This window comes from Saccharopolyspora oryzae (assembly GCF_027853915.1).
Taxonomy (GTDB): Bacteria; Actinomycetota; Actinomycetes; order Mycobacteriales; family Pseudonocardiaceae; genus Saccharopolyspora; species Saccharopolyspora oryzae.
In genome coordinates this window covers 1-25,122 of the sequence record NZ_JAQGLA010000078.1, presented here as the reverse complement: position 1 = coordinate 25,122, position 25,122 = coordinate 1, and the positions used below count along the sequence as shown (strand labels likewise).

Sequence of the window (25,122 nt, the reverse complement as noted above, 5' to 3'; positions counted from 1 at the left end):
GGTGAGGGCTGTGATCAGGATCGGAACGACGAGCCAGCGGGGGGATCGGCTGCCTAACCTGTCCATGATGGACGGAGGTGTCACCCGGTGGTCCAACTGCTCCTCGTGCTGATCGGCGCGCTGCTCGTCACCGCCCTGGCCCGCAGCCGCGAGATCGCAGCTCCGCTGCTGCTCGTGCTGGTCGGCCTGCTGGTGTCGCTGATCCCGGTGCCCACCGAGCTGAACATCAACCCGGACCTGCTGCTCACCGTCGTGCTCCCGCCGCTGCTCTACGCCGCGGCGCTGGAGAGCTCCTACACGAACTTCCGGGCCCAGATCCGCAAGATCGTGCACCACGGCGTGCTGCAGGTGATCGCCACGTCGTTCCTGATCGGCTGGCTGGCCTTCGTCCTGATCCCCGAGCTGCCGCTGGCCTCGGCGATCGTGCTCGGCGCGGTGATCGCCCCGCCGGACGCCGTGACCGCCTCCTCGATCGGCCGCCAGCTGAAGCTGCCGCGCGGCGTCATGACGATCCTCGGCGGCGAGAGCCTGATCAACGACGCCGCCGCCCTGACGATCTACCGGATGGCGATCGCCGCCGTCGTCGGCACGACCCCCACGCTCGCGCACGGCGTGCTGGTGTTCGTGCTGGCCGTGGTGGTCGGAGTCGGGCTGGGGCTGGTGTTCGGCGTGCTCGCGCAGGCCGCGCGGACCCGCATCCCGGACGTGCAGGTGGCCACGGTGCTGGGCGTGCTGGTGCCGTTCCTCGCCTACCTCACCGCCGAGGAGCTGTACGGCTCGGGCGTGCTCGCGGTGATCACCGCCGGGCTCTACGTCGGCCACAACCAGCCGCGCGCCCGCGCCGCCGGTCGCCTGCAGGAGCACACCGTCTGGGCCTCGATCAACCTGCTGCTCGAGAGCCTGGTGTTCGCCTACATCGGCTTGCAGCTGAAGACCGTGGTCGACGAGCTGATCGCCTCCGGGCGCGACATCAGCTCGCTGCTGCTGTCCACGGTGGCGATCTTCGCCGCGACGATCGGTTTCCGGGTGCTGTGGATGTTCAGCTCCAACTACCTGCCCGGCCTGTCGCACCTGCTCTCGCCCGGCAAACGGCCCGGCGGCCGGTGGCGGCGCACGGCGGTGCTGTCGTGGGCGGGGATGCGCGGTGTGGTCACCCTCGCCGCGGCGGGCGCGATCCCGTTCACCACCAGCACCGGCGATCCGTTCCCGGCGCGGGACCTGATCCAGTTCATCGCGTCGGTGATCACGGTCGCCACCATCCTGGTCCAGGGCACCACGCTGCCCTGGCTGATCCGCAAGCTCGACGTCATCGACCCCGACGAGGCGGCCCGCGACGACCACGCCGAGGCGGAAGCCCGGGTGACGGCCACCAACGCCGCCCTGCGCTACCTGGATCAGCTGACCCCGGCGGACCTGAACACCGACCCGGAGCGCTACGAGCGGATGATCACCCGGATGAAGGCCCTGGTGGAGCACCAGGGCATGGCCGCGGCGGAACAGGTCGGCCGAACCCCGGACGAGCGCGAGGACACCGCGAGCCGGGGCTTCTCGAACCTCCGCCGCGACCTCCTCGAGGTCCAGCGCTCGGCGATGGCCGACGAACGGGACGCGGGCCACCTCGACGACGAGATCCTCCGGAGGGTCCTCCGAGAGCTGGACCTCCAAGAAGCTGCCCTCGACAGCTCCTGGCGCAACCGCTGAGCGATCAGCAGCGGCGCCGGTCGCGCAGTCGAGTCACCGCCCAGGATCAAAATTCCATTGAAATCAGACGTCCGATTTCAATGGAATTTGCGTCCGGAGACGCGACAGGGGGACCCCGATCGAGGTCGGGGTCCCCCTGGTCGGACTGAGATCAGGCCATCGTGTGGCGGACGATCGTCTGGTCGCGGCCCGGGCCGACGCCGACGGCCGAGACGCGGGCGCCCGAGAGCTCCTCGATGCGCTGGATGTAGGCCTGCGCGTTGGCCGGCAGGTCCTCGAAGGTGCGGGCGTCGCTGATGTCCTCCCACCAGCCCGGCATCTCCTCGTACACCGGGACCGCGTGGTGCACGCCGGTCTGCGTCATCGGCATCTCGGTGACCCGCTCGCCGTCCACGTCGTAGGCCACGCAGACCGGGATGGTCTCGAGCCCGGACAGCACGTCCAGCTTGGTCAGGAAGTAGTCGGTGATGCCGTTGGTGCGGGTCGCGTAGCGCGCGATCACCGCGTCGAACCAGCCGGTGCGCCGCGAGCGGCCGGTGGTGACGCCGAACTCGCCGCCCTGCTTGCGCAGGTTCTCGCCGGCCTCGTCGGTGAGCTCGGTCGGGAACGGACCGGCGCCGACGCGGGTGGTGTAGGCCTTCAGGATGCCGATCACGGCGCCGATCTTCGTCGGCCCGATGCCGGATCCGGCGCAAGCGCCGCCGGAGGTCGGGTTCGACGAGGTCACGAACGGGTAGGTGCCGTGGTCGACGTCGAGCAGGGTGCCCTGCGAGCCCTCCAGCAGCACCGTCTCGTCGCGCTCCAGCGCCTGGTTGATCAGCAGCTTGGTGTCGGCGATCCGGTGGGCGAACTTCTCGCCCTGGGACAGCACGGTGTCCACGACCTCGTCGACGTCCATCGCCCGGCGGTTGTAGACCTTGACCAGGATCTGGTTCTTCACGTCGAGGGCGGCCTCGACCTTCTGCCGCAGGATCTTCTCGTCCAGCAGGTCCTGCGCGCGGACGCCGACGCGGGCGATCTTGTCCTGGTAGCAGGGGCCGATGCCGCGACCGGTGGTGCCGATCTGCTTCTTGCCCAGGTACCGCTCGGTGACCCGGTCGATGGCCACGTGGTACGGCATGATCAGGTGCGCGTCGGCGGACAGCAGCAGCCGCGAGGTGTCGACGCCGCGCTCCTCCAGCCCGGCCAGCTCCTCGAGCAGCACGCCGGGGTCGACGACCACGCCGTTGCCGATCACGTTGGTCACCCCGGGGGTCAGGATCCCCGACGGGATGAGGTGCAGGGCGAAGTCCTGCCCGTCGGGCAGCACGACGGTGTGACCCGCGTTGTTGCCGCCTTGGTAGCGGACGACCCACTGCGCCTGCTCGCCGAGCAGGTCGGTCGCCTTACCCTTGCCCTCGTCGCCCCACTGGGCGCCGATCAGCACGATCGCCGGCATGTGAAACTCCAACCTGGACTGGGCGGGGTGGTCGCCAGCGTGACCGCACGCTTCGCCCGTTCCCACCACGGGGTATGCCGGTCGATCAGGGTAAACCAGGAGCGAAACGTGAGTACCACCGCATTGTCCTGCGGAAACGTTGACCGCGCAGCGCGTCCGTCCGGTGACGGTGTGCAATGGTTCGATCTGCCGGTCACGCCGACCCGCCAGGACCTGGACCCGCTGCTCGCCGAAACCTCAGAACGCCTGGTCGTGCACGGCACCGACGCCGACTTCGCCTCGGTGGTCCTGCGCCTGCTCCGCAAGAACCGGCTGGCCGACCTGGTGGTGGGCTACGTGCCGGTCGAGGACTCCCCGGCGGCTCAGCTGTGGGGGCTGCGGGCCGGCGACTTCGAGCGCGCGCTGACCGCCGAGCCCCGCCCGTCGGCGCTGATCCGCGACGACTCGGGCGGCGTGCTGCTCGGCGCCGGGACCATCGAGCCGATCACCGGCCAGGTGTACTGCGACGACAACCGGGTGCTCGACGGGAGTGCGCTGAGCATCACCATTTCGCCCGATCCCGACGCCACGCCGCTGCCGGAGTCCACGCCGGACCCGATGAACGCGATGCTCGACCCGGCGATGGACGGACTGCTGGTCACGACAGTTCGCCGCGGTCTGTTCCGCCGCCGCAGCGAGGTCACCCGGGGCCGCGCGGTGCAGGCGTCGTTCCTGTCCGCGACGGTCGTGCACGACGGCATGAAGCATCCGCGCCCCGCCGAGAAGTGGGTCTGGTACCGGCACACGGAAGACCTCCGATTCGCCCGCTGAATCACCCCGTCGGGTCAGGGCCGCTGGCAGATCGGTGCGAAATTCACCAGAAGATGCCACGATCGGTGGCGATTTCACGCCAAGTCACCAGTTGGCCACGCACTGGCATTGATCCGTCCACCTGCGTGGGCAATGGTCGAACACCGACAACGGCGAGACGCCCACGCGGAGGAAGCCATGACAGGCCACCGATCGTTGCGCGCGACCCTGACCGCCCTGCCGCTCGCGGCCGCACTGGGCCTCGGCCTGGCCGCACCGGCCAGCGCCGAACCGCCGGGGATCCCGGACCCGGCGACGGCCAAGACCGAACTCGGCGAGCTCAAGGTGGCGCCGGAGGGCTCGATGGACGGCTACAGCCGGGAGAAGTTCCCGCACTGGATCGAGGGCCCGGACGGCTGCAACACCCGCGAATCGGTGCTCAAGCGGGACGGCAAGGACGTGCAGGTCGGCTCGGACTGCTACCCGACCTCCGGCTCCTGGTACAGCGAGTACGACGGGGAAACCTGGACCCAACCGTCCGATTTGGACATCGACCACGTGGTGCCGCTGGCCGCCGCGTGGCGCTCCGGCGCGGCGCAGTGGACGCAGGACCAGCGCCAGGCCTTCGCCAACGACCTGGAGGGCCCGCAGCTGATCGCGGTCACCGACAACGTCAACCAGGCCAAGGGCGACCAGACGCCGGACAAGTGGATGCCGCCGAAGGCCGACTACCACTGCAAGTACGCCTCGATGTGGGTCGGCACCAAGCACAAGTACGAGCTGACCATCACCGACGCGGAGAAGTCGGCCCTGCAGAAGGCCCTCGACGGCTGCTGAGCCGTCGCTGCGAACGGCGCCCGCTGCCCGGCGGGCGCCGTTCGTCTGCCCCACTTTCCCTTGACAGGGGCGGAACGCGGTTGCGAGATTGCGGTGATGACCAAGATCGAGATCTGCGCGACCGAAAGCCGGCCCGGGTGAAGCGGGGCGAGCACCCCCGGCACGGGCTGGACACCCTGATCAACTCACCGGTCCGGCTCTCGATCCTCGCGGAGTTGATCGCGATCGACGGACCGGAGTTCCGGCACGTGCGCGACACCGTCGAGATCACCGACTCCTGCCTGTCCAAGCACATCACCAAGCTGGAACGGTCCGGGTACGTCGCGGTGCGCAAGGGTTCGGTCAACGGCCGCCCGCGCACCTGGCTGGAGATCACGCCCGTCGGACGCCGCGCCTACGAGTCGCACCTCGCGGCGCTCGAGGCGATCATCGACCCCACCAAGAGGTCGTGACGAGGAGGGCCGATGCCCGAGGACACCGGAGCCGAACTGCGCTCGTCCATCGCCGCACCGCCGGGCGGGGTGATGACCGACGAGGTCGGGGTCATCACCGGGGACCTGGAACTGGCCACCACCTGCGCCGACGGCGCGGTCGAGGTGTGGATCCGCTACGCCGGGGCCGACGAGTGGTACCGGCTGTCCGCGGCGGACTGCCGGCTGCACGACCCGCGCGACCACGAGGCCCTGCACAACGCCCTGGCCGCGGTCCTGAACCGGCCCTGACCCCTCAGTGGCCGTCGGGGTAGAGCGGCGGCAGGGCGGAGATGGCTTCGTTGCGGCTGAGCCCGGTCGCCTGCAGCAGGTCGACCGCGATCGAGCGGACCTGCATGACGACCACCTGCATCGAGAAGTCGCCCTCCCCCAGCAGTTCCACAGTGGACTTCTTCGCCACCGAACGGGCCGCTTCGCGGGTCTGCAGCGGGTCGACCCCGCTGGCCAGCTCGTCGCGCAGCAGCACGACTGCGCCCGCCAACTCCTCCAGCAGGCCCGGGAGCGGGCGCGGCACGGGCTCGCCGTCGCGCAGCGCGGACAGCGCTCGCCGCGCGAGCACACGGGTGTTGCGCAGCGCTCGGTCGATGGGCGTGGCCGCGGTGTCGTAGCGCTCGAGGTCGCCGCGCCGCCGCCACCGGATCGGCGCGAACTTGGCGATCTCATGACCGGCGTCCAGCGCGGTGCGGAACTCCTCGACGTGCTTCTGGCTCTTGCGGGCGTTCGCGAGCACATCGCTGGCCATGTCGGGATCCTGCCGCGCCACCGCCCCGGCGACGCCGCGCAGCGCATCGGCCAGCGCGCCGAGCACCAGCCGCCCGTTGCGGTGAGCCACGGCGAGCGGATTGGCTGGCAGCAGGGAGGCGACCACGAAACCGACCAGACCGCCGATCACCGCGTCGACCATGCGGGTCAGCCCGCCCGCGGTCGCAGGCGGCAGCAGCGTCGCCACCAGCACCGATGACGACGCCGCCTGCAGCACGATCACCACACCGCTGTCCAGCAGCACGGCGGTGCTCATGGCCAGCGCGACGACGAGCGCGATCTGCCAGGTGCCGGTGCCGATCAGCGAGATCAGCACGTCGCCGACGCCGATCCCGATGGTCACGCCGACGACAAGCTCCAGCGCGCGCCGCATCCGCTGCCCCAGCGTGACACCGAGCGAGATGACGGCCGCGACCGGCGCGAAGAACGGGGTGACGTGCCCGAACACGTTCTTCGCCAGGAACCAGGCGAGCCCGGCCGCGACGGCGCACTGCACGATGGGCACGCCGGTGCGCAGGAGTCGGCGCAGTCGTCGGGTCAGTTCCTCGCGCAGTCGGTGCACACAGGACATTGTCCGACAGATCGCCCCGCGATCCGAGCGATCCGGCAGTGATCCTCACCGGACCCCGCAGCGATCCGCAAATTCCATTGAAATCGAACGTCCGATTTCAATGGAATTTGCGGCGCGGAGTCGCACTCCGGGCTGAATCAGGCCAGGCCTAGGGCCTCGAGGGACGCCGGGTCGCTGTCCTCCAGCAGCTGGCGGCAGCGGTCGAACTCCTCGTCCTCGCCGATCGACTGGGCCGCCTTCGCCAGCGCACCGATGGACCGCAGCACGCCCTGGTTCGGCTCGTGCCGCCACGGAACCGGTCCGAAGCCCTTCCAGCCCGCCTTCCGCAGCGCGTCCAGCCCGCGGTGGTAACCGGTGCGCGCGTAGGCGTACGCGGCGATGTTCTGCCCGGATTCCAGCGCGCCCTCGGCCAGCGCGGCCCACGCGGCGCTGAAGCTCGGGTGGTGCGCGGCGACCACGGTCGGGTCGGTGCCTGCGCTGAGCTCGGCCTGCGCGGCCGCGTTCTCCGGCAGCAGGGTCTCCGGCGGTTCCAACAAGTTCCTCGTCATGAGCCCAATCCTGTCAGGTACGACGACGGCCCGTCCGCCACCGGGCGAACGGGCCGTCGTTGCATCACCGCCTGGGGTGACCTGGGTCAGCCGGCGAGCATGCGGCCCGCGGACTTGAGGTTCTCGCAGGCGTGCGCGACGCGGGCGGCCATGGCCTGCTCGGCCACCTTGAGGTAGCTGCGCGGGTCGTAGGTCTTCTTGTTGCCGACCTCGCCGTCGATCTTCAGCACGCCGTCGTAGTTCTTGAACATGTGGTCCGCGATCGGACGGGTGAAGGCGTACTGGGTGTCGGTGTCGATGTTCATCTTCACCACGCCGTAGGAGACCGCCTCGTGGATCTCCTCCAGCAGCGAGCCCGAGCCGCCGTGGAAGACCAGGTCGAACGGCTTGGAGCCGGCCGCCAGGCCCAGCTTCTGCGACGCCACGTCCTGACCCTGCTTGAGGATCTCCGGGCGCAGCTTGACGTTGCCCGGCTTGTAGACGCCGTGCACGTTGCCGAAGGTCGCGGCCAGCAGGTAGCGGCCGTTCTCGCCGCTGCCGAGGGCGTCCACGGTCTTCTCGTAGTCGCCGGGCGCGGTGTAGAGCTTCTCGTTGATGTCGTTGGCGACGCCGTCCTCCTCGCCGCCGACGACGCCGACCTCGAGCTCCAGGATGATCTTGGCCTTGGCCGAGGCGGCCAGCAGCTCCTTGGCGATCTCCAGGTTCTCGTCGAGGTCGATCGCCGAGCCGTCCCACATGTGCGACTGGAACAGCGGGTTCTCGCCGCGGTCGACGCGCTCCTGGCTGATCTGGATCAGCGGCCGGACGAAGCCGTCCAGCTTGTCCTTCGGGCAGTGGTCGGTGTGCAGCGCGATGTTCACCGGGTACTTCGCCGCGACGACGTGCGCGTACTCGGCCAGCGCGGTGGCACCGGTGACCATGTCCTTGACCTTGGTGCCGGAGGCGAACTCGGCGCCACCGGTCGAGACCTGGATGATGCCGTCACTCTCGGCCTCCGCGAACCCGCGCAGCGCCGCGTTGAGCGTCTCCGACGAGGTCACGTTGATGGCCGGGTAGGCGAATTCACCGGTCTTCGCCCGGTCCAGCATCTCCGCGTAGACCTCGGGGGTCGCGATGGGCATCGGTCGTCCTCCTCGCATGGAGTTTGGTCTTGGTGACGGGGAGTTGCGCAGCATCCTACGAGCCGCGGCCCGCCGCCAGCGGGCCCTGTCAGCTCGGAGCCACACTTTCGGCGTCACAGTGCCCGAATCGAGGGCGTTTTGGAAAGTCGGTGACAGGATTCAGAACAGCACGAATCCTGTGTACATCCTCACACGCTGGGCTTTCGCGCACTACAGCCAAGCGCCGACGACGACGTCCCACTCCCGGATGGTCGTCTCGGCGATCACCCCGGCCTCGGTGTACGGGTCCGCGTCCAGGATCGACTTCAGCTCGTCGGGGCCGGCCGCCTCGTAGACGAGCTGCGCGCCCTTGCCGTCGGCGAACGGCCCTCCGGCGAGCAGCACCCCGCGCTCGGCCAGCCCGCGGCTGTACTCGCGGTGCGCCGGGCGGACCTGCAGGCGGTGCTCCTCGTCCTCGCCGTAGACGAGACCGACCACGAACTTCGCCATCTCCGAAACCTCCTCTTTCCGAACCCGATCGATGCGGACGCTACCCGGCCGCAGCACACCGACCGGGGGACAACCGGTAACTTGTTCGATCATGGCCGGTGATTCACGCGGAGCCGAGCGGAGCGTCGAGCAGACCCTCGGTCACCTGCGCACTCTGGACAGCGCGGCGATCGACGCCTCCGGCCCCCCGTTGACCCTGGAAGACCTCTACAAGCAGCAGCGCATGCGGATGGTCCGGTTGGCCATCCTGCTGGTCGACGATCCGGCGACGGCCGAGGACGTCGTGCAGGAGGCGTTCACCGGGCTGTACCGCAACTGGTCGGGGCTGCGCGACGCCCGGGCGGCGATCGGCTACCTGCGGACCGCGGTGGTCAACGGCAGCCGTTCGGTGCTGCGCCGCCGCAAGACGGCCCGCGAGTACCAGCCGCCGCACCAGGCCGACGCCCGGTCCGCGGAGTCGCTGGCGATGCTGACCGCCGAGCACCAGGCCGTGGTGGCCTCCCTCGCCAAGCTGCCGCGGCGGCAGCGGGAGGTCCTGGTGCTGCGCTACTACGGCAACCTGTCCGAGGCGGAGATCGCCGAGGCCACCGGGGTTTCGAAGGGCACCGTGAAGTCCACCGCGAGCCGCGCGCTGGACGCCCTGCAGAAGCTGATGGGCGGTTGAGCCCGGGAAGTCCGCGAAAACCTCCGGCGAACAACACACCTGTTTGGTGTAGACCAATAGGTGTTCGGTGGCGGAGGATCGTCGGGTGCCCGCACAAGCCATCGCCGTCGACGTCGGCGGAACCGAGATGAAGGCCGCGCTGGTCGCCGTCGGCCCCGACCGGGCCGAACCGCTGCGCTGGCTGCGGCGGCCAACCCCCCGCGGCGAGGACACCGCCCGGCTGGTGGTGGACGCCGTGGCCGGACTGGTCGCCGAGCTGCGCGTGGACGCGCAGGTCGACGCGGCCGGCGTCGTGGTGCCGGGCGCGGTCGACGAGGCCCGCGGCATCGGCGTGTACTCGGCGAACCTCGGCTGGAGCGACGCCCCGCTGCGCGACATGCTCGCCGAGCGCATCGACCTGCCGGTCAGCTTGGGCCACGACGTGCGCGCGGGCGGGCTCGCCGAGGCGCGCCTGGGCGCAGCGCGCGGCATGCGCGACGTGGTGGTGCTGCCGATCGGCACCGGCATCGCCGCGGCGCTGCTGTTCGACGGGCAGCTCTACGCCGGCGGCGGGTTCGCGGGCGAGATCGGGCACGTCGACATCGGCCACGGCGAGCCGTGCGGCTGCGGGCGCACCGGCTGCGTCGAAGCGCTGGCCTCCTCCGCGGCCGTGGCCCGCCGCTACCTGGCGCGCACCGGCGCGGAGCGCACCAGCGCCGAAGTGGCCGCGGCCGTGCGCGCGGGCGACCCGGACGCGCAAGCTGTGTGGGCGGAAGCGGTCGACGCGCTCGCCAAGGGCCTGCTGGTGCTGGTGACGGTCGCCGCGCCCGAGTGCATCGTGCTCGGCGGCGGGTTCGCGCAAGCCGGTGCCCTGCTCACCGAGCCGCTGCGGGAGCGGCTCGACGCGATGCTGGCGGCCTACCACCGCCGCCCGCACCTGGAACTGGCCGAACTCGGCGACACCGCGGGCTGCCTTGGGGCGGCCCTGCTGGCGACGGAAGGGTTGAGAACAAAGTGAACGCTCCCGAACTGATCCTCGCCGGCGGGCAGGTCGTCACCCCGGACGGAGTGCTGGACCGGGGCTGGGTCCGGGTGTCCGGCGGCGAGATCGCCGAGGTCGGCACCGGTCCGGCACCCGAGGGGCAGGTCGTGGACCTGCGCGGGCAGTGGCTGGTGCCCGGGTTCGTCGACATCCACTGCCACGGCGGTGGCGGCGGCTCGTTCACCAGCATCGAGGTCGACCAGGCGCGGGCCGCGATCGCCGCGCACCGCAGGCACGGCACCACCACGATGATGGCCAGCCTGGTGTCGGCCCCGCTACCGGACCTGACCAAGCAGATCAGCGCGCTGAGCGATCTGGTGGTGGACGGCGAGCTGGCCGGCATCCACCTGGAGGGCCCGTTCCTGTCCTCGGCGCGCTGCGGCGCGCACGACCCGGCGATCCTGCGGGCCCCGGAGGCCTCCGCCGTGCAGCAGGTGCTGGACGCGGGGCGCGGGACGGTCCGGATGGTCACCCTGGCGCCGGAGCTGCCGAACGGCGTCGAAGCCGTCCGCCAGCTGGTCGACCACGGGGTGATCGCCGCGGTCGGGCACACCGACGCGGTGCTGTCGCAGGTCGTCCCCGCGGTGGAGGCCGGGGCGACGGTCGCGACGCACCTGTTCAACGCGATGCGCCCGCTGCACCACCGCGAGCCCGGCCCGATCGGCGTCCTGCTGGAGGACGAGCGGGTCACCGTCGAGCTGATCTGCGACCTCGTGCACCTGCACCCGGCGATCGTGCAGCTGGCCGCCTCGCACGCCGGTACCGGACGAACGGTGCTGGTCACCGACGCGATCAGCGCCACCGACGCCGGCGACGGCACCTACGAGCTGGGCAAGCTCCCGGTGACGGTGACCGACGGCGAGGCGCGCCTGGCGGACGGTTCGCTGGCGGGCAGCACGCTGACCATGGACGTGGCGTTCCGCAACCTCGTCGAGTCCGGCGGTCAGAGCGTCCCGGCGGCCGTGGCCGCCGCGTCGACCAAGCCCGCACAGCTCCTCGGCCTCGACGACCGGATCGGAGCGATCCGCCCCGGCCTCGCGGCCGACCTGGTGGTCCTGAACCCGGACCTCCACCTCACCGGAGTCCTCAAGAACGGCACCTGGGCCGTCGACCCCAGCTGACCCGCCAGTCGCGCCCCGGTCCCGTCCCAGAAGTCCGCAGTTTCAATTGAAACTGTGATCCGCCGTGCCTGGCATCTGCAGTTTCAATTGAAACTGTGGTCCACATCGTGGGAAGCCGGTGACTGGACTCGGGACTGGGGATTCCGCAGTTTCAATTGAAACTGTGGGCCTCTCGGCGTGTCGGTGCCGGACACGCCGGTGGTCGTGGACGACTGGCCGCAAATTCAATGGAAATCAGACGTCTGATTTCCATTGAATTTGCGGGGGCGCGAAGGTCCGGACGTCGGGTGGGGTGACTGGTTAGGCTCGGGGCGTGACGTCGCCCGATCCCGAACACCTGCTGTCCGCGGCGCTGCGCGCCCAGGCCGGGGGCAGCCCCGGCATGACCCCACCACCTCCGCAGCCCGCGCCGCCGCCCGCGCGCAAGCGACTTCCGGTGGTCGGCGTGCTGGTGTTCGCGGTGGTCCTCGGACTGGTGGTCGGCGCGCTGGCCGGAGTCATGACCGTCTTCAGCCCGTTCTGACGTTCCGGGCGTTTCATCCCGATCGTCCACCTGCGGAAAGTGCGCGTGCTCACCATCGGGTGAGCTGTCGAGCGCGCCTCGTGCACGGCGGGTCACTCTCCCGCGGACCGGGCCCCGCGGGGTCGCGGTACCGTTGGCGACCGTGACGACCGAACTGCCCGCGATTGTCAACGCCGCCGCGAACACGACCGCGCTGGCCCTGCTGCCGGACTGGCTGAACCCCGAGAACATCGTTCAGTCCCTCGGCCCGTTCGCCCTGATCGGCGTGTGCCTGATCATCTTCGCCGAGTGCGGCCTGCTCATCGGCTTCTTCCTGCCGGGCGACTCCCTGCTGTTCGTCACCGGCCTGTTCGTCGCGGCCGGTGCGATCGACACCCCGATCTGGCTGGTCTGCGTCCTGCTGGCGGTGTGCGCCTTCGTGGGCAACGTGACCGGCTACTGGATCGGCCGCAAGGTCGGTCCAGCGATGTTCAACAAGCCGGACTCGAAGCTGTTCAAGCGCGAGCACGTGGACAAGACCCACGAGTTCTTCGAGCGCTACGGCGCGCGGGCGATCATCCTGGCGCGGTTCGTGCCGATCGTGCGCACCTTCATCACCGCGGTCGCCGGCATCGCGCGGATGGACCAGCGGAAGTTCTTCAGCTTCTCCGCCATCGGCGGCGTCGCCTGGACCGTGAGCATGACGCTGCTCGGCTTCTTCCTCGGCAACATCCCGTGGATCCGCAACAACCTCGAGGCGATGGCGATCCTGATCGTGCTGATCTCGGTCATCCCGATCGTCATCGAGTACGTGAAGAACCGTCGCGAGAAGGCCCGCGAGGCGAGCTGACCCCACGGCGAACGCGCGAACTCCTAACCCCGGAGTTCGCGCGTTCTCGCATTTCAGGGCCGGTCAGTCGCCCGTCCCGTAGCGGGCGGCGATGGTCTCGGACGAGGGCCAGCGGCTGTAGGTGGGCCCCTGCGGCCAGCCCTCGGGCGCGTCCTGCCACTCCTCCTGCCGCCCGTACGGCAGCACGTCGACCAGCGCGAAGGTGTGGCTGAGCTGCTCGACGCCGCGACCGCTGGTGTGCCAGGTCCGGTAGACGGTGTCCCCGTCGCGGAGGAACACGTTGAGCGCGAACGCCCCGCCGGGCGGTGCGCCGACGTCGGAGCCGAACGAGCTGTTCGCCGTGGAGTACCAGGTCATCCGGTTCCCGACCCGCCGCTTGTAGGCCAGCGCCTCGTCGATCGGCCCCTGCGTGACGACGACGAACCGGGCGTCGTAGTCGTCCAGGAACTCCAGCCTGGTGAACTGCGAGGTGAATCCGGTGCAGCCCGGGCACTGCCACTCCTCGCCCGGGAACCACATGTGGTTGTAGACGATCAGCTGCGACTTGCCGTCGAAGACGTCGACCAGCCGGACCGGTCCGCCCTCGCCTTCGAGCGTGTAGTCGGGCATCTCGACCGCCGGCATGCGGCGGCGCTGCGCGGCGATCGCGTCGAGCTCGCGGGTCGCGGCCTTCTCCCGGGCGCGCAGCTCGTCGAGCTGGCGCTGCCAGGTCTCGGCGTCGACGACGGGTGGAATCGCGTTGGCGGTCATCAGGGCTCCCTCACGGGTTCGCGGTGGTTCACCTGGATCGACTTCGCCCGGTCCGCGAATTCATCGGTGCTGAGCGGTTCCGCTGTGGAAGCATCCCGGTGTCCTGTCGACTTCCCAGGAAGCACGCCCATGGAACTGTCACAAGTCCGCCTGCTGGTCACCGATTTCGCCGCCTGCTACCGCTTCTACCGGGACGTGCTGCGGCTCGAGCCGCAGTTCGAGGCGCCCGACGGCCCGTACGCGAAGTTCAGCCCGGATGGTGGCACCGCGGGCATCGCCCTGCAGGACCGGGCGCAGATGGCGCAGGTGCTCGACGAGCTCGGCGAGCAGCCGTCCGCGTACCGGTCGCTGGTCGTGCTGCACCTCGACGACCTCGACGGCTACTGCGCGGAGATCACCGGCCGCGGCGCGGAGCTGATCAGCGGCCCGGCCCCGATGACCGACCGGATGCGGGTCGCGCACCTGAAGGACCCCGCCGGGAACCTGATCGAGCTCCAGGAGTGGCTGGCCACCCGCGGCTGATCACCAAGCGGCGTCGGGATCGGCGTGCTGCTGGATCCAGGTGTGCATCACGACGCCGGCCGCCACGCCTGCGTTGATCGAGCGCGTCGAGCCGTACTGCGCGATGGAGACCACCAGGTCGGCGTCGCGCCGAGAGTCCTCGCGCAGGCCGGGGCCTTCCTGGCCGAACAGCAGCACGCAGCGGCGCGGCAAGGTCGTGCGCTCGATCGGCACCGCGCCGTCCGTGTTGTCCACCGCCACCAGCGCGAGGTCGTGCTCGGCCGCGTAGGCGCGCAGCGAGTCCAGCTCCGGGTGGTGGTGGACGTGCTGGTAGCGGTCGGTGACCATCGCTCCGCGCCGGTTCCACCGGCGGCGCCCCACGATGTGCACCGCCTTCGCCGCGAAGGCGTTGGCGGTGCGCACCACGGTGCCGATGTTGTGGTCGTGCTGGAAGTTCTCGATGGCCACGTGGAAGTCGTGCCGCCGCAGGTCCAGATCGGCCACGATCGCCTCGCGCCGCCAGTAGCGGTAGTGGTCGACCACGTTGCGGCGGTCGCCGTGCTCCAGCAGCTCCGGGTCGAAGCGCTCATCGGTCGGCCAGGGACCCTCCCACGGGCCGACACCGACCGTGCTGCCCCACTCAGTGGGACCGATGTCCTCGCTCAAGGTCCCGCCTCTCAGTCCCGCCTCTCCGCGATTCACAGTGGTGGTCGCGCTCGGGAGGGATCTCCGCTCACGCCAAGCCGAGGTCGGACAGGCCCAGCAGCGATCGGTACGGCAGGCCGGCCGCCTCGATCTTCTCCCGCGCGCCGGTGTCGCGGTCCACGACGGTGGCGACGCCGACGATCTCGGCCCCGACCTCGCGCAGCGCTTCGACGGCGGTCAGCACGCTGCCACCGGTGGTGGAGGTGTCCTCGACGGCCAGCACCCGGCGGCCGACGACGTCCGGGCCCTCGATGAGCCGCTGCATGCCGTGCGCCTTGGTGCTTTTGCGGACCACGAAGGAGTCCAGCGGGGCGCCTTCGGCGTGCATCATGGCGGTCGCGACCGGGTCGGCGCCGAGGGTCAGGCCGCCGACGGCGACGTAATCCCAATCGGCGGTGAGCTGGCGCAGCAGCCGGCCGATCAGCGGTGCCGCCTGGTGGTGCAGCGTCGCGCGGCGGAGGTCGACGTAGTAATCGGCTTCCTTGCCCGAAGCCAACGTCACCTTGCCGTGCACGACGGCGATTTCCTCGATCAGGCGGGCGAGCTCGGAGCGCTGCTGTTCATCCACTGTGACCACGAGTTTTCAGCATACGGCCCAACCCGCACCCGCCCCCGCTCCGGGGGTCGTGCGACCTCCGGAGCACCGCCCGGAACGCAATTTCAATGGAAATTGGATGTCCGATTTCCATTGAAATTGCGGAAGTTGTCCACAGGGACCCGGACTTGTCCACAGGGGTCGGCGGTCAGGTGCGGCCGGGGACCGTGCGGGTGACGATCATGCGCTGGAGCTTCTGCGGCACCAGGCGGCCGAGGGTGACCAGCGCCTTGTACTGGGCGCCCGGGATCGAGACGTCCTTGCCGCTGCGGAGGTCGGCCAGCGCGCCGTGGACCACCTGGTCGGCCTGCAGCCAGAACGCCTTGGGCAGGCGGCCCATCTCCAGGCCGGCCCGCTGGTGGAACTCGGTCTGGGTGAAGCCCGGGCACAGCGCCATGACCCGCACCCCGGTGCCGGTCAGCGAGACCGACAGCCCCTGCGAGAACGCGGTCACGTAGGCCTTGGTCGCGCCGTAGGTCGAACCCGCCACCGGGAAGAACCCGGCCACGCTCGACACGTTGATCACATCGCCCCGGCCGCGCTCGACCATGCCCGGAACGGCGGCGTGGGTCAGCGCGAGTACCGCGCCCGCGTTGACGTCCAGCTGCTTCTGCAGCTCGGCGGCGGAGGTTTCCGCGAACGAGCCCGCGGTGCCGAACCCGGCGTTGTTGACCAGCACGTCGACCGGCCGGTCGACCTCGGCGAGCCGCTGCTCGACCTTCGCGCGCTGCTCGGCGTCGGCGAGGTCGGCGGGCAGCACCTCGACGCGCACCCCGTGCCGGGCCTGCAGCCGGTCGGCGAGCTCGGAGAGCCGGTCGACGTCGCGGGCGACCAGGACCATGTCGTGGCCTTCGGCGGCGAGTCGGCGGGCGAAGGCGCGCCCGATCCCCGCGGTGGCTCCGGTGACGAGTGCGGTAGGCATGCGCCCGAATTTACCGTGCGCCCGGCACGCACCCGTGAGTCCTTTGGGCGCCTATGGCGACCCGAAAGACTCACGGTCCCTGACGTGCGGAAACAGCGTCAGCGGGCGGATTCGGAGGAGGTGGGTTCCGGCTCGGCTGCGGGCTCCTCCTCGTTCGGGTCCGCGTCGAACGGGTCGATCAGGTCGGCGAGGTCGCCGAGGTCGCGCAGCAGGCGCTCGAGGCGGGCCGGGTCGGCGCTGCCCGGTTCCAGGGCCGCCAGGACCCAGTCGTCCTCCAGCCACACCACGGTGACGTCGGAGCCGATCTCCTCGGTGGCGTCCACCAGGTCCGGGGTCACCAGCGGCCGGGCCGCGGCCACCTCGGTGACGAACGCGTAGCGGGCGCCGACCGGGCCGAGCAGGTCCAGCTCGGAGTCCTGGGGCACCGGCACGTCGGGCAGCCACAGCTCGATGGTGGCCGGGGCCGCCCGGCGGCAGCGCATGCCGACCAGCACGGTCGCCGACCGGCTGCCTGCGTCGAGGTCCATCACGTAGACCTGGCGGCGGCCGTCGGAGGTGAAGGTCGAGCCGGCGACCACGTCGGTGGCCGTCGGGCTGCCGTACTGGGCGAGCGCGCCGCGCTCCCATCGGGTCGGCAGGACTTGGTCGACCTCGGCGAACTGCCAACCGCGCAGCGCTGCCCAGCGCCGCCGTTCCCGGTTGTTCGAGACGCGCTGCGACCGGTCAGCGATCAGCAGCACGACGCCCGCGCCGATGGCGAGGACGGCGATGACGAACCAGAGCCACGCAGGGATGCCCACACTGCGCAGGGTAGTCCGATCACCGCCGAAGACGAAGATCACCTGGTGATCCAACGCGAATCCGCCCCATCGGCTGAAGTTGACCTGCGAAAACAGTTCGCGGAGGGGGAGTCGGGCGGCGTGCCCCGGCTCCCCCTCCGCTCAGAGCACCTTGCGGCGCAGCAGCCAGCAGGTGGATCTGTCCTAGGACGACTGGATCAGGAGGTCGCGAAGTTGTCGCAGAGGGTTTGCCACTCCGCGCGGTCCGGGGCCGGGCCGGTGAGTTCCGGACCGCCCGGGCGTAGGCCTTCGAGGACCAGGCCCAGGTAGCGGGAGCGGAGTTCGGCGCGGCGGTGCTCGGTGGTGGGCAGCCGCGGGTTGAGGTGCTTGAACAGCATGACGATGTCGGTCCAGTCGACGTCCTCGCGCAGCACACCCGCCTGCTTGGCGGCGGCGACCAGTTCCTCGATCGCCTTGGCGGCGCGCTCGCGGAGGTCCCGGAACTCCTGGGAGTAGACGTGCTGCGGGTCCATCGGCGGCAGCACGGTGCCGATCCCGGAACCCTCCCGCAGGGACCGCCGCATGAACCTGACCAGGGCCGACCAGGCGTCGGGTTCCTCGGCGAGCGCTCGCTCCGCCTCGTCGAGCAGCAGCTGGGACGCGGCCATGCGCACCTGCTCGATCAGCTCGCCCTTGCTCGGGTAGCGACGGTAGATGCTGGCCACGCCGACGCCCGCGCGCTTGGCGACCTCGGACATCGGGGCGGCGAAGCCCTGCTCGGCGAACACGTCGCGAGCCGCCCGGATGACCAGGTCGTCGTAGTGCGCCTGCTTGCTCGGTGTGGCCATGCCCACAGGATATCGCCGCCCGGAATGATCTGTTCCGCCGCCAGGTTGGACCGGAACGGAATAATCCGTTCCGGTCATCTAAGGGATGGGAAAGCAATGGTCACCACGGAACTCGCCCGGCCCCGCGCTGCGGCGCTGTCCCGGTCCGCTTCGTTCTGGTTCATCGGCGCGCTCTACGCCCTGTTCCTGATGGCGTCCACGGCGCCGTCCCCGATGTACGCGATCTACCAGCAGCGGTGGGGTTTCACGACCACCGTGCTCACCGAGGTGTTCGCCGTCTACGCGGTGGCGATCCTGGTCGCGCTGCTGATGTTCGGCTCGCTGTCCGACCACGTCGGCCGGCGCCCGGTGCTCCTGGTCTCGGTCGCCCTGGAGATCGTCTCGATGCTGCTGCTCGCCTTCGCGCCGAGCGTCGGCTGGCTGTACGCGGGGCGTGCTCTGCAGGGTCTGGCGACCGGCGTGGTGACCAGCGCGATCAGCGGCTCGCTGCTGGACTTCCAACGCCCCGGGACGAACCGCGGAGCGCTGGTCAACGGCGTGGCGGCGGCCTTCGGCATGGCCCTGGGCTCGCTGATCGCCGGAGCGCTGGTGCAGTACGTGCCCGGCCCGACGCTGACCAGCTACCTGCTGCTCGTCCTCGGCTTCGCGGTGGCGATCCCCGGCGTGCTGGCCATGCCGGAACCGGTCGCGCAGCGCGGCTCGCTGCGCGAGGTGCTGCGCCCGCAGCGCCCGACCGTCCCGGCCGGCAAGGGCGTGGCGTTCGCCCTGATGGCCACCACGCTGCTCGCGTCCTGGATCGTCGGCGGGATGTTCATGTCCCTCGGCCCGTCCGTCGCCAAGGGCATGGTCCACGGCAGCCCTTACCTGATCGGCGGTGCGACGGTCGCGGCCCTGGCCGGCTTCGGCGGCCTCTCCCAGCTGGTCCTGTCCGGCGTCGACGCCCGCCGCGCGGTGCGGATCGGCGGTCCGGTGATGATCCTCGGACTGGCCGGGATCGCGACCTCGACGGTCGAGCACCAACCGCTCGTCTTCTTCGCCGCGGCAGCCGTTCTGGGCGCCGGCTGGGGCGTGATGTTCATGGGCGGCATGCGGATGCTGACCGGCCTGGCCTCCCCGGAGCACCGCGCGGGCACCTCGGCGCTGATCTACGTGGTCGCCTACCTGTCGGCAGGGGTCCCGAGCGTCACCCTCGGTGTGGTCAGCACCTTCTTCGGCCTCACCGCGGCAACGGTCGTCTTCGCCTCAGCAGCAGCCCTCTTCGCTGCGACGGCGGTCGCTTCCACCTACCTGCACCGCTGACCGGAGGGCGCCTCCGCGTTCCCGAAGGCGCCCTCCAATCCACTGTGGAGCGTCAGCTCTCGGCGGACACCACGAGCGATTCGTTGTCGTCCGCGGTGTCGACGAGAATCTTGTCGCCCTCCCGGATGTCGCCCGCCAGGAGCTTGCGGGCCAGCTGGTCACCGATGGCCGACTGGACCAGGCGGCGCAGCGGCCGGGCCCCGTAGACCGGGTCGAAACCGTTGAGGGCCAACCAATCCCGGGCCGCCGGCTGGACGTCGAGGGTCAGCCGGCGCTGGGACAGGCGCCGGGCGAGGTGGTCCACCTGGATGTCCACGATGGACGTCAGCTCCTCGGTGGACAGCGCGTGGAACACCACCACGTCGTCCAGGCGGTTCAGGAACTCCGGCTTGAAGTGCTTGCGCACCACCGAGCGCACCGCGTCGTCGCGCTCCTGCTCGGTCAGGTTCGGGTCGGCGATCGCCTGCGAGCCGAGGTTCGAGGTCAGCACCAGGATCGTGTTCCGGAAGTCCACCGTGCGGCCCTGGCCGTCGGTGAGCCGACCGTCGTCGAGGACCTGCAGCAGCACGTCGAAGACGTCCTGGTGGGCCTTCTCCACCTCGTCGAACAGCACCACCGAGTAGGGCCTGCGGCGCACCGACTCGGTCAGCTGCCCGCCCTGGTCGTAGCCCACGTACCCGGGCGGCGCGCCGACGAGCCGGGCCACCGAGTGCTTCTCGGCGTACTCGCTCATGTCGATGCGGACCATCGCGCGCTCGTCGTCGAACAGGAACCCTGCCAGCGCCTTGGCCAGCTCGGTCTTGCCGACACCGGTCGGGCCCAGGAACAGGAACGATCCGGTGGGGCGGTCCGGGTCGGCGACCCCGGCGCGGGTGCGGCGCACCGCGTCGGACACCGCGCGCACCGCCTCGGCCTGCCCGACCACGCGGGCGCCGAGCGCTTCCTCCATGCGCAGCAGCTTCGCGGTCTCGCCCTCCAGCAGCCGGCCGGCGGGGATGCCGGTCCAGGAGCTCACCACGTCCGCGACGTCGTCGGCTGTGACCTCCTCCTGCAGCATCGCCTTGCGCTCGGACTGCGCCGCGGTGGCCGCGTCGAGCTCCTTCTCCAGCTGCGGGATCCGGCCGTAGCGCAGCTCGGCGGCCTTGCCCAGGTCGCCGTCGCGCTCGGCGCGGTCGGACTCGCCGCGCAGCTGCTCGAGCTGCGTCTTCAGGTCGCGGACGACGTCGATGGACTCCTTCTCCTGCTGCCAGCGCGCGGTCAGCTCGGACAGCTTCTCGCGGCGGTCGGCGAGTTCGGCGCGCAGCGCGGCCAGCCGCTCCAAGGAGGCGGGGTCGTCCTCCTTGGACAGCGCCATCTCCTCGATCTCCAGCCGCCGCACGGCGCGTTCGACCTCGTCGATCTCCACCGGCCGCGAGTCGATCTCCATGCGCAGCCGCGACGCGGCCTCGTCGACCAGGTCGATCGCCTTGTCCGGCAGGAAGCGCGCGGTGATGTAGCGGTCGGACAGGGTGGCGGCGGCGACCAGCGCACCGTCGGTGATCCGCACGCCGTGGTGGACCTCGTAGCGCTCCTTGAGCCCGCGCAGGATCGCCACCGCGTCCTCCGGGCTCGGCTCGCCGACCAGCACCTGCTGGAACCGGCGCTCCAGCGCGGCATCGGTCTCGATGTGCTGGCGGTACTCGTCGAGCGTGGTCGCGCCGACCATCCGCAGCTCGCCGCGGGCCAGCATCGGCTTGATCATGTTCCCGGCGTCCATCGCGCCCTCGCCGCTGGCACCGGCGCCGACGATGGTGTGCAGCTCGTCGATGAAGGTGATGACCTGCCCGGCCGAGTCGGTGATCTCCTTGAGCACCGCCTTGAGCCGCTCCTCGAACTCGCCGCGGTACTTCGCCCCGGCGACCATCGAGCCGAGGTCCAGCGACACCACGCGCTTGCCGCGCAGCGATTCCGGCACGTCACCGGCGACGATGCGCTGGGCCAGGCCCTCCACGATCGCGGTCTTGCCGACACCGGGCTCGCCGATGAGGACCGGGTTGTTCTTGGTGCGGCGCGAGAGCACCTGCACGACGCGGCGGATCTCGGTGTCGCGGCCGATCACCGGGTCCAGCTCGCCCTTGCGCGCGCGGTCGGTGAGGTCCTGGCCGTACTTCTCCAGGGCCTTGTAGGTGCCCTCCGGGTCCGGACTGGTCACGCGCGCGGAGCCGCGCACCTTGCCGAAGGCCTCGGTCAGCGCCTCGGGCGTGGCGCCGTGCTGCTTGAGCAGGTCGGCGACGCGGCCGCCTTCAGCGGCCAGGCCGACCAGCAGGTGCTCGGTGGAGACGTACTCGTCGCCCATCTCGGTCGCCAGCCGCTGGGCGTGGGTGAGCGCGCGGACCGCGTCGCGGGACAGCTGCGGGGCGGACACCGTGCTGCCGCTGGCGGTGGGCAGCTTGTTGATCAGCTGGTCGAGCTCGCGGTGCACCACCGACGGCTCGGCACCGACCGCGGTGAGCAGCGGTGCGGTCAGCCCGTCGCCCTGGGCGAGCAGCGCGCCGAGCAGGTGCGCGGGGCTGACGTCCGGGTTGCCGGCCACCGTCGCGGCCTGCACCGCCGAGGAGATCGCCTGCTGGGTCTTGGTCGTCGGGTTGAACGCGTCCATTCCTCCACCTCGTCGCCGCTGGCTCCTACCAGGACATCTTGCCCTGCAACCGCCATGTCTACACAGACAACGATAGAAAAGTTGAGCTGGTTCAGCTCAATCTTGGGATGTGATCCGTACAACACGAAGCGGTCTCATTTTCGACGAATGTCACAAAGAGGGCTTGCCCGGGACATTTCACCCGTTTTAGCTATTGCGCCATGACCACTACGACAGCGCCGGACGGCCAGCTCGTCCTGGCTGCCGAAGAGGGCGGCGCGCTCTCTGGCATAGAGAACGCCATCAACACCGTTTTCAACCCGATCTCCGAGGGCTTCTCCAACATCGTCTTCGGCGAGCTCACGGTCTTCGGCGTGACCTTCCCGTGGATCGTGGCCTGGCTGGTGATCGCCGCCGCGGTGTTCACCGCGGTCTTCGGGTTCATCCAGGTCCGGTCCTTCAAGCTGGCCATCGACCTGGTCCGCGGGAAGTACACCGACAAGAGCGAACCCGGCGAGATCAACCACTTCCAGGCGCTGGCCTCGGCCCTGTCCGGCACCGTCGGCCTCGGCAACATCGCCGGCGTCGGCGTCGCGGTGACCATCGGTGGCGCGGGCGCGACCTTCTGGATGATCGTCTGCGGTCTGCTCGGCATGGCGACCAAGTTCGTCGAGTGCACCCTGGGCGTGAAGTACCGGGAGATCGACGCCGACGGCACCGTCTCCGGCGGCCCGATGCACTACCTGCGCAAGGGCATCGCGGAACGCATCCCGAACGCGTTCGGCGCATCGCTGGGCAAGGTGCTGGCCGTGCTCGCCGCGGTCATGATCCTGTTCTTCGCCATCGCAGGCGGGAACATGTTCCAGGCCAACCAGACCTTCGCGCAGCTGCGCAACGTCACCGGCGGCGACACCGGCCTGCTCGGCTCCGACGGCGCGGCGCTGATCTTCGGCGTGCTGCTGGCGGTGCTGATCGGCTCGGTGATCATCGGCGGCATCAGGTCCATCGGCGCGGTCACCAGCCGCCTGGTCCCGGCCATGGCCGTGGTCTACGTGCTCGCCTGCCTCACCGTCATCGGCGTCAACTACGACACCGTGCCCAGCGCGATCGGCGAGATCATCACCGGCGCGTTCACCCCGGAGGCCGGGTTCGGCGGGATGATCGGCGTGCTGATCGTCGGCTTCCAGCGCGCCGCGTTCTCCAACGAGGCGGGCCTGGGCTCGGCGCCGATCGCGCACTCGGCGGTGAAGACCAAGCACCCGGTCACCGAGGGGCTGGTCGCGCTGCTGGAGCCGTTCATCGACACCGTCATCGTCTGCACCATGACGGCGCTGACCATCGTCATCGCCAACACGCAGTTCTGGACGGACGCGCAGCAGACCGTGCTCAACGGCGGGGACACCCCGGACGGCGTCACCGTCACCTCGGAGTCCTTCGCCACCGTGCTGCCGTGGTTCCCGTACGTGCTGACCGTCGCGGTCGCGCTGTTCGCGATCTCCACGATCATCACCTGGGGCTACTACGGCCAGAAGGCCTGGTGCTACCTGTTCGGCAAGAGCAAGACCAAGGAGCGCGTCTACAACGTCATCTTCTGCACCTTCACCGTGGTGGGTTCGGTGCTGACGCTGGGCAGCGTGCTCGACTTCGCCGACGCGGTGCTGTTCGCGCTGGCGCTGTTCAACATCGGCGGCCTGTACATCATGATCCCGGTGGTGAAGCGGGAGCTGGCGTCCTACAAGGCCAAGCTCCGCACCGGCGAGGTCCGCAAGGTCGACGAGAAGGTCTGACCTCCCGGCAGGAACACGCGAACGACCTCCGGCGCATCGGATCACCCGACGCACCGGAGGTCGTCTCGTTCCCCGACCCCTCCCGGGCCCAGTTCCCACCATGTGGACCACAGTTTCAATTGAAACTGCAGATCCCACCCACGGCGGATCACAGTTTCAATTGAAACTGCGGGTCCGCGGGATTCAGGCCTCGTGGACGGCTTGGATGTCGATCTCGACCTTGAGGGTCGTGCCGATCGCCGCGATTCCCGTCTGCAGGGCCTGGTTGAAGTTCATCGCGAAGTCCTCGCGGCGGAGCTGGGTCGTGGCCGTCGCCGAGGCTCGGGTGCCGCCCCACGGGTCCGGACCGACACCGGCGAAGCGGGTGTCCAGGTGCACCGGGCGCGTCACCCCGCACAGCGTCAGCTCACCCTCCAGGTCCCAGCGGTCACCGCCGCGCGGGCGCAGCGCCGTGGAGCGGAAGGTGATCTCGGGGTGGCGCTCGACGTCCAGGAAGTCCGCGTTGCGCAGGTGGTCGTCGCGCATCCCGTTCGCGGTGTCGATGCTGGACGCGACGATCGAAGCCTCCACAGTGGACGATTCGATCGGGTTGCCGATGCGGATCTCGCCGGAGAACTCGTTGAACCGCCCGCGGATGCTGCTGATCCCCAGGTGCCGCGCGGTGATCTGGATCGACGAGTGCACCGGGTCGATCCGCCACACCCCCGGCGCGGGCAGGTCGGAGCCGCCCGCGCGGCGCAGCTCGACCTCGCCGAGCGTGGCCGCGGTCCCGTCGTGCACCAGCGTGGTCCGCGCGACCGGTTCGTGCCCCACCGCCGTGACGATCGCGGTGTAAGCACCGGCCTTCAGCCCGGTGGCGACCACCGAGCCCTGCGCGTCGCCCTGCACGCGGGCGACCTGGGTGCCGGTGCCGTCGATGACGGTCAGCACCGCCTCGGGGACCGGCCAGCCGTCGCCGCCGCGCACGGTCGCGGTGACCGCACCCGCGCCGGCACCGACGCCGGTCGTTTCGACCTGCTGTTGGCCGAGGTCCATCAAGAACATCTCCTCAGAGCGTGAAGATCGTGTGCGCGGGCGGGGTGAACGGACCGGGGACGGCCCGTTCACCCCGGCACCGCTGCTCAGCCGGCTTCCGGGTAGCCGAGCTCGACGTCGTGCGTGCTCGTCTCGCCGGACAGCTGCAGCGACGAGGCGACCGGCGGGTAGCCGGTGGCGATCACCGTGTACTCGCCGTCGGGCAGGTCGGTGAAGGTGTAGTTGCCGTCGACGTCGGTGGTCGCCGCGCCGACGACCGCGCCGCCGGAGTTCAGCAACGTGACCCGCGCGTCCGGCACCGCGACGCCGAGGTTGGCCGACCGGACCACGCCGGTGAGCTGCGCACCGCTCTGCAGCATCACGTCCGCGGTGGTCTGCT

At 70.3% G+C, this 25,122-nt stretch carries 27 protein-coding genes; 13 read left to right on the top strand and 14 right to left on the bottom strand.

Annotated features, from left to right (window positions below):
- Nucleotides 1-87 precede the first annotated feature (87 nt).
- Entirely contained in the window at nt 88-1,701 is a 1,614-nt protein-coding gene (locus OU415_RS30850) for a Na+/H+ antiporter (RefSeq protein WP_270952952.1), read from the top strand.
- Nucleotides 1,702-1,852: 151 nt separating this feature from the next.
- On the opposite strand, the gene OU415_RS30845 is transcribed toward OU415_RS30850, so the two are convergent.
- Nucleotides 1,853-3,139, bottom strand: a complete 1,287-nt coding sequence (locus OU415_RS30845) for an adenylosuccinate synthase (protein ID WP_270952951.1) — start codon at nt 3,137-3,139, stop codon at nt 1,853-1,855.
- 171 nt (nt 3,140-3,310) lie between these two features.
- On the opposite strand from OU415_RS30845, the gene OU415_RS30840 reads away from it, so the two are divergent.
- The 4 genes from OU415_RS30840 to OU415_RS30825 all read left to right on the top strand — a co-directional run bounded on the left by OU415_RS30840 (nt 3,311) and on the right by OU415_RS30825 (nt 5,487).
- Nucleotides 3,311-3,949 (top strand): hypothetical protein, encoded by a 639-nt coding sequence (locus OU415_RS30840; RefSeq protein WP_270952950.1) that lies wholly within the window; start codon nt 3,311-3,313, stop codon nt 3,947-3,949.
- 177 nt (nt 3,950-4,126) lie between these two features.
- A complete protein-coding gene (locus OU415_RS30835; protein WP_270952948.1) occupies nt 4,127-4,765 on the top strand; it encodes an HNH endonuclease family protein in 639 nt (212 codons plus the stop codon).
- A 137-nt stretch (nt 4,766-4,902) separates the two neighbouring features.
- Nucleotides 4,903-5,217, top strand: coding sequence for a winged helix-turn-helix domain-containing protein (locus OU415_RS30830; RefSeq protein WP_270952946.1), 315 nt, complete (start codon nt 4,903-4,905; stop codon nt 5,215-5,217).
- Nucleotides 5,218-5,229: 12 nt separating this feature from the next.
- The gene (locus tag OU415_RS30825) at nt 5,230-5,487 is read left to right on the top strand and encodes a hypothetical protein (protein ID WP_270952945.1); all 258 of its coding nucleotides are present in this window, start codon (nt 5,230-5,232) and stop codon (nt 5,485-5,487) included.
- A 4-nt stretch (nt 5,488-5,491) separates the two neighbouring features.
- Here OU415_RS30825 and OU415_RS30820 read toward each other — a convergent pair whose 3' ends face one another.
- The 4 genes from OU415_RS30820 to OU415_RS30805 form a co-directional block, all read right to left on the bottom strand.
- A complete protein-coding gene (locus tag OU415_RS30820) occupies nt 5,492-6,589 on the bottom strand; it encodes an FUSC family protein (RefSeq protein ID WP_270952944.1) in 1,098 nt (365 codons plus the stop codon).
- A gap of 137 nt (nt 6,590-6,726) precedes the next feature.
- Entirely contained in the window at nt 6,727-7,137 is a 411-nt protein-coding gene (locus tag OU415_RS30815) for a DUF3151 domain-containing protein (protein WP_270952943.1), read from the bottom strand.
- A gap of 86 nt (nt 7,138-7,223) precedes the next feature.
- Nucleotides 7,224-8,258, bottom strand: coding sequence for a class II fructose-bisphosphate aldolase (gene fbaA / locus OU415_RS30810; RefSeq protein ID WP_270952941.1), 1,035 nt, complete (start codon nt 8,256-8,258; stop codon nt 7,224-7,226).
- Between the two features lie 210 nt (nt 8,259-8,468).
- Nucleotides 8,469-8,747: a YciI family protein gene (locus tag OU415_RS30805; protein WP_270952939.1), complete on the bottom strand. Its 279-nt coding sequence runs from the start codon at nt 8,745-8,747 to the stop codon at nt 8,469-8,471.
- Between the two features lie 91 nt (nt 8,748-8,838).
- On the opposite strand from OU415_RS30805, the gene OU415_RS30800 reads away from it, so the two are divergent.
- The 5 genes from OU415_RS30800 (at nt 8,839) to OU415_RS30780 (ending at nt 12,905) form a co-directional block, all read left to right on the top strand.
- Nucleotides 8,839-9,411: a SigE family RNA polymerase sigma factor gene (locus OU415_RS30800; RefSeq protein ID WP_270952938.1), complete on the top strand. Its 573-nt coding sequence runs from the start codon at nt 8,839-8,841 to the stop codon at nt 9,409-9,411.
- Between the two features lie 85 nt (nt 9,412-9,496).
- The gene (locus OU415_RS30795; RefSeq protein WP_270952937.1) at nt 9,497-10,408 is read left to right on the top strand and encodes an ROK family protein; all 912 of its coding nucleotides are present in this window, start codon (nt 9,497-9,499) and stop codon (nt 10,406-10,408) included.
- The gene (gene nagA, locus OU415_RS30790) at nt 10,405-11,553 is read left to right on the top strand and encodes an N-acetylglucosamine-6-phosphate deacetylase (protein ID WP_270952936.1); all 1,149 of its coding nucleotides are present in this window, start codon (nt 10,405-10,407) and stop codon (nt 11,551-11,553) included. Before OU415_RS30795 ends, nagA begins: the two co-directional genes overlap by 4 nt.
- A gap of 313 nt (nt 11,554-11,866) precedes the next feature.
- Nucleotides 11,867-12,076, top strand: a complete 210-nt coding sequence (locus OU415_RS30785) for a hypothetical protein (protein WP_270952935.1) — start codon at nt 11,867-11,869, stop codon at nt 12,074-12,076.
- Nucleotides 12,077-12,218: 142 nt separating this feature from the next.
- On the top strand, nt 12,219-12,905 hold the full coding sequence (locus OU415_RS30780; RefSeq protein ID WP_270952933.1) for a DedA family protein: 687 nt from the start codon (nt 12,219-12,221) through the stop codon (nt 12,903-12,905).
- A 63-nt stretch (nt 12,906-12,968) separates the two neighbouring features.
- Here OU415_RS30780 and OU415_RS30775 read toward each other — a convergent pair whose 3' ends face one another.
- Nucleotides 12,969-13,655 carry a DUF899 domain-containing protein gene (locus OU415_RS30775; protein WP_270952931.1) on the bottom strand — a complete coding sequence of 229 codons (687 nt, stop codon included), beginning with the start codon at nt 13,653-13,655 and terminating at the stop codon, nt 12,969-12,971.
- A 129-nt stretch (nt 13,656-13,784) separates the two neighbouring features.
- Here OU415_RS30775 and OU415_RS30770 point away from each other — a divergent pair, with 129 nt between their 5' ends.
- Entirely contained in the window at nt 13,785-14,177 is a 393-nt protein-coding gene (locus tag OU415_RS30770) for a VOC family protein (RefSeq protein ID WP_270952929.1), read from the top strand.
- Here OU415_RS30770 and OU415_RS30765 read toward each other — a convergent pair whose 3' ends face one another.
- From OU415_RS30765 to OU415_RS30745, 5 genes are all read right to left on the bottom strand, one after another.
- On the bottom strand, nt 14,178-14,822 hold the full coding sequence (locus tag OU415_RS30765) for a TrmH family RNA methyltransferase (RefSeq protein ID WP_270952927.1): 645 nt from the start codon (nt 14,820-14,822) through the stop codon (nt 14,178-14,180).
- A gap of 67 nt (nt 14,823-14,889) precedes the next feature.
- Nucleotides 14,890-15,438, bottom strand: coding sequence for an orotate phosphoribosyltransferase (gene pyrE / locus OU415_RS30760; RefSeq protein WP_270952925.1), 549 nt, complete (start codon nt 15,436-15,438; stop codon nt 14,890-14,892).
- Between the two features lie 166 nt (nt 15,439-15,604).
- The gene (locus OU415_RS30755) at nt 15,605-16,378 is read right to left on the bottom strand and encodes an SDR family NAD(P)-dependent oxidoreductase (RefSeq protein WP_270952924.1); all 774 of its coding nucleotides are present in this window, start codon (nt 16,376-16,378) and stop codon (nt 15,605-15,607) included.
- Between the two features lie 98 nt (nt 16,379-16,476).
- A complete protein-coding gene (locus OU415_RS30750) occupies nt 16,477-17,172 on the bottom strand; it encodes a type III secretion system chaperone family protein (RefSeq protein WP_270952965.1) in 696 nt (231 codons plus the stop codon).
- A gap of 203 nt (nt 17,173-17,375) precedes the next feature.
- On the bottom strand, nt 17,376-18,005 hold the full coding sequence (locus OU415_RS30745) for a TetR/AcrR family transcriptional regulator (RefSeq protein ID WP_270952923.1): 630 nt from the start codon (nt 18,003-18,005) through the stop codon (nt 17,376-17,378).
- Between the two features lie 96 nt (nt 18,006-18,101).
- On the opposite strand from OU415_RS30745, the gene OU415_RS30740 reads away from it, so the two are divergent.
- Nucleotides 18,102-19,304 (top strand): MFS transporter, encoded by a 1,203-nt coding sequence (locus OU415_RS30740; RefSeq protein ID WP_270952921.1) that lies wholly within the window; start codon nt 18,102-18,104, stop codon nt 19,302-19,304.
- A 52-nt stretch (nt 19,305-19,356) separates the two neighbouring features.
- Here OU415_RS30740 and clpB read toward each other — a convergent pair whose 3' ends face one another.
- Entirely contained in the window at nt 19,357-21,942 is a 2,586-nt protein-coding gene (clpB, locus tag OU415_RS30735; protein ID WP_270952919.1) for an ATP-dependent chaperone ClpB, read from the bottom strand.
- A gap of 200 nt (nt 21,943-22,142) precedes the next feature.
- On the opposite strand from clpB, the gene OU415_RS30730 reads away from it, so the two are divergent.
- On the top strand, nt 22,143-23,708 hold the full coding sequence (locus OU415_RS30730; RefSeq protein ID WP_270952917.1) for an alanine/glycine:cation symporter family protein: 1,566 nt from the start codon (nt 22,143-22,145) through the stop codon (nt 23,706-23,708).
- Between the two features lie 183 nt (nt 23,709-23,891).
- Here OU415_RS30730 and OU415_RS30725 read toward each other — a convergent pair whose 3' ends face one another.
- Both OU415_RS30725 and OU415_RS30720 read right to left on the bottom strand, forming a co-directional pair.
- The gene (locus OU415_RS30725) at nt 23,892-24,743 is read right to left on the bottom strand and encodes a YceI family protein (protein ID WP_270952915.1); all 852 of its coding nucleotides are present in this window, start codon (nt 24,741-24,743) and stop codon (nt 23,892-23,894) included.
- An 86-nt stretch (nt 24,744-24,829) separates the two neighbouring features.
- Nucleotides 24,830-25,122, bottom strand: a 293-nt coding sequence (locus OU415_RS30720; protein WP_270952913.1) for a carboxypeptidase-like regulatory domain-containing protein, incomplete at its 5' end; no start/stop codon positions are given.

Excerpts from the sequence above, each read along its gene's own strand:
- OU415_RS30845 (WP_270952951.1), bottom strand. The coding sequence starts at position 3,139 with ATGCCGGCGATCGTGCTGATCGGCGCCCAGTGGGGCGACGAGGGCAAG.
- OU415_RS30835 (WP_270952948.1), top strand. The coding sequence starts at position 4,127 with ATGACAGGCCACCGATCGTTGCGCGCGACCCTGACCGCCCTGCCGCTC.
- OU415_RS30825 (WP_270952945.1), top strand. The coding sequence starts at position 5,230 with ATGCCCGAGGACACCGGAGCCGAACTGCGCTCGTCCATCGCCGCACCG.
- OU415_RS30820 (WP_270952944.1), bottom strand. The coding sequence starts at position 6,589 with ATGTCCTGTGTGCACCGACTGCGCGAGGAACTGACCCGACGACTGCGC.
- OU415_RS30815 (WP_270952943.1), bottom strand. The coding sequence starts at position 7,137 with ATGACGAGGAACTTGTTGGAACCGCCGGAGACCCTGCTGCCGGAGAAC.
- fbaA (WP_270952941.1), bottom strand. The coding sequence starts at position 8,258 with ATGCCCATCGCGACCCCCGAGGTCTACGCGGAGATGCTGGACCGGGCG.
- OU415_RS30805 (WP_270952939.1), bottom strand. The coding sequence starts at position 8,747 with ATGGCGAAGTTCGTGGTCGGTCTCGTCTACGGCGAGGACGAGGAGCAC.
- OU415_RS30800 (WP_270952938.1), top strand. The coding sequence starts at position 8,839 with ATGGCCGGTGATTCACGCGGAGCCGAGCGGAGCGTCGAGCAGACCCTC.
- OU415_RS30775 (WP_270952931.1), bottom strand. The coding sequence starts at position 13,655 with ATGACCGCCAACGCGATTCCACCCGTCGTCGACGCCGAGACCTGGCAG.
- OU415_RS30770 (WP_270952929.1), top strand. The coding sequence starts at position 13,785 with ATGGAACTGTCACAAGTCCGCCTGCTGGTCACCGATTTCGCCGCCTGC.
- OU415_RS30755 (WP_270952924.1), bottom strand. The coding sequence starts at position 16,378 with ATGCCTACCGCACTCGTCACCGGAGCCACCGCGGGGATCGGGCGCGCC.
- OU415_RS30745 (WP_270952923.1), bottom strand. The coding sequence starts at position 18,005 with ATGGCCACACCGAGCAAGCAGGCGCACTACGACGACCTGGTCATCCGG.
- OU415_RS30740 (WP_270952921.1), top strand. The coding sequence starts at position 18,102 with ATGGTCACCACGGAACTCGCCCGGCCCCGCGCTGCGGCGCTGTCCCGG.
- clpB (WP_270952919.1), bottom strand. The coding sequence starts at position 21,942 with ATGGACGCGTTCAACCCGACGACCAAGACCCAGCAGGCGATCTCCTCG.
- OU415_RS30730 (WP_270952917.1), top strand. The coding sequence starts at position 22,143 with ATGACCACTACGACAGCGCCGGACGGCCAGCTCGTCCTGGCTGCCGAA.
- OU415_RS30725 (WP_270952915.1), bottom strand. The coding sequence starts at position 24,743 with ATGGACCTCGGCCAACAGCAGGTCGAAACGACCGGCGTCGGTGCCGGC.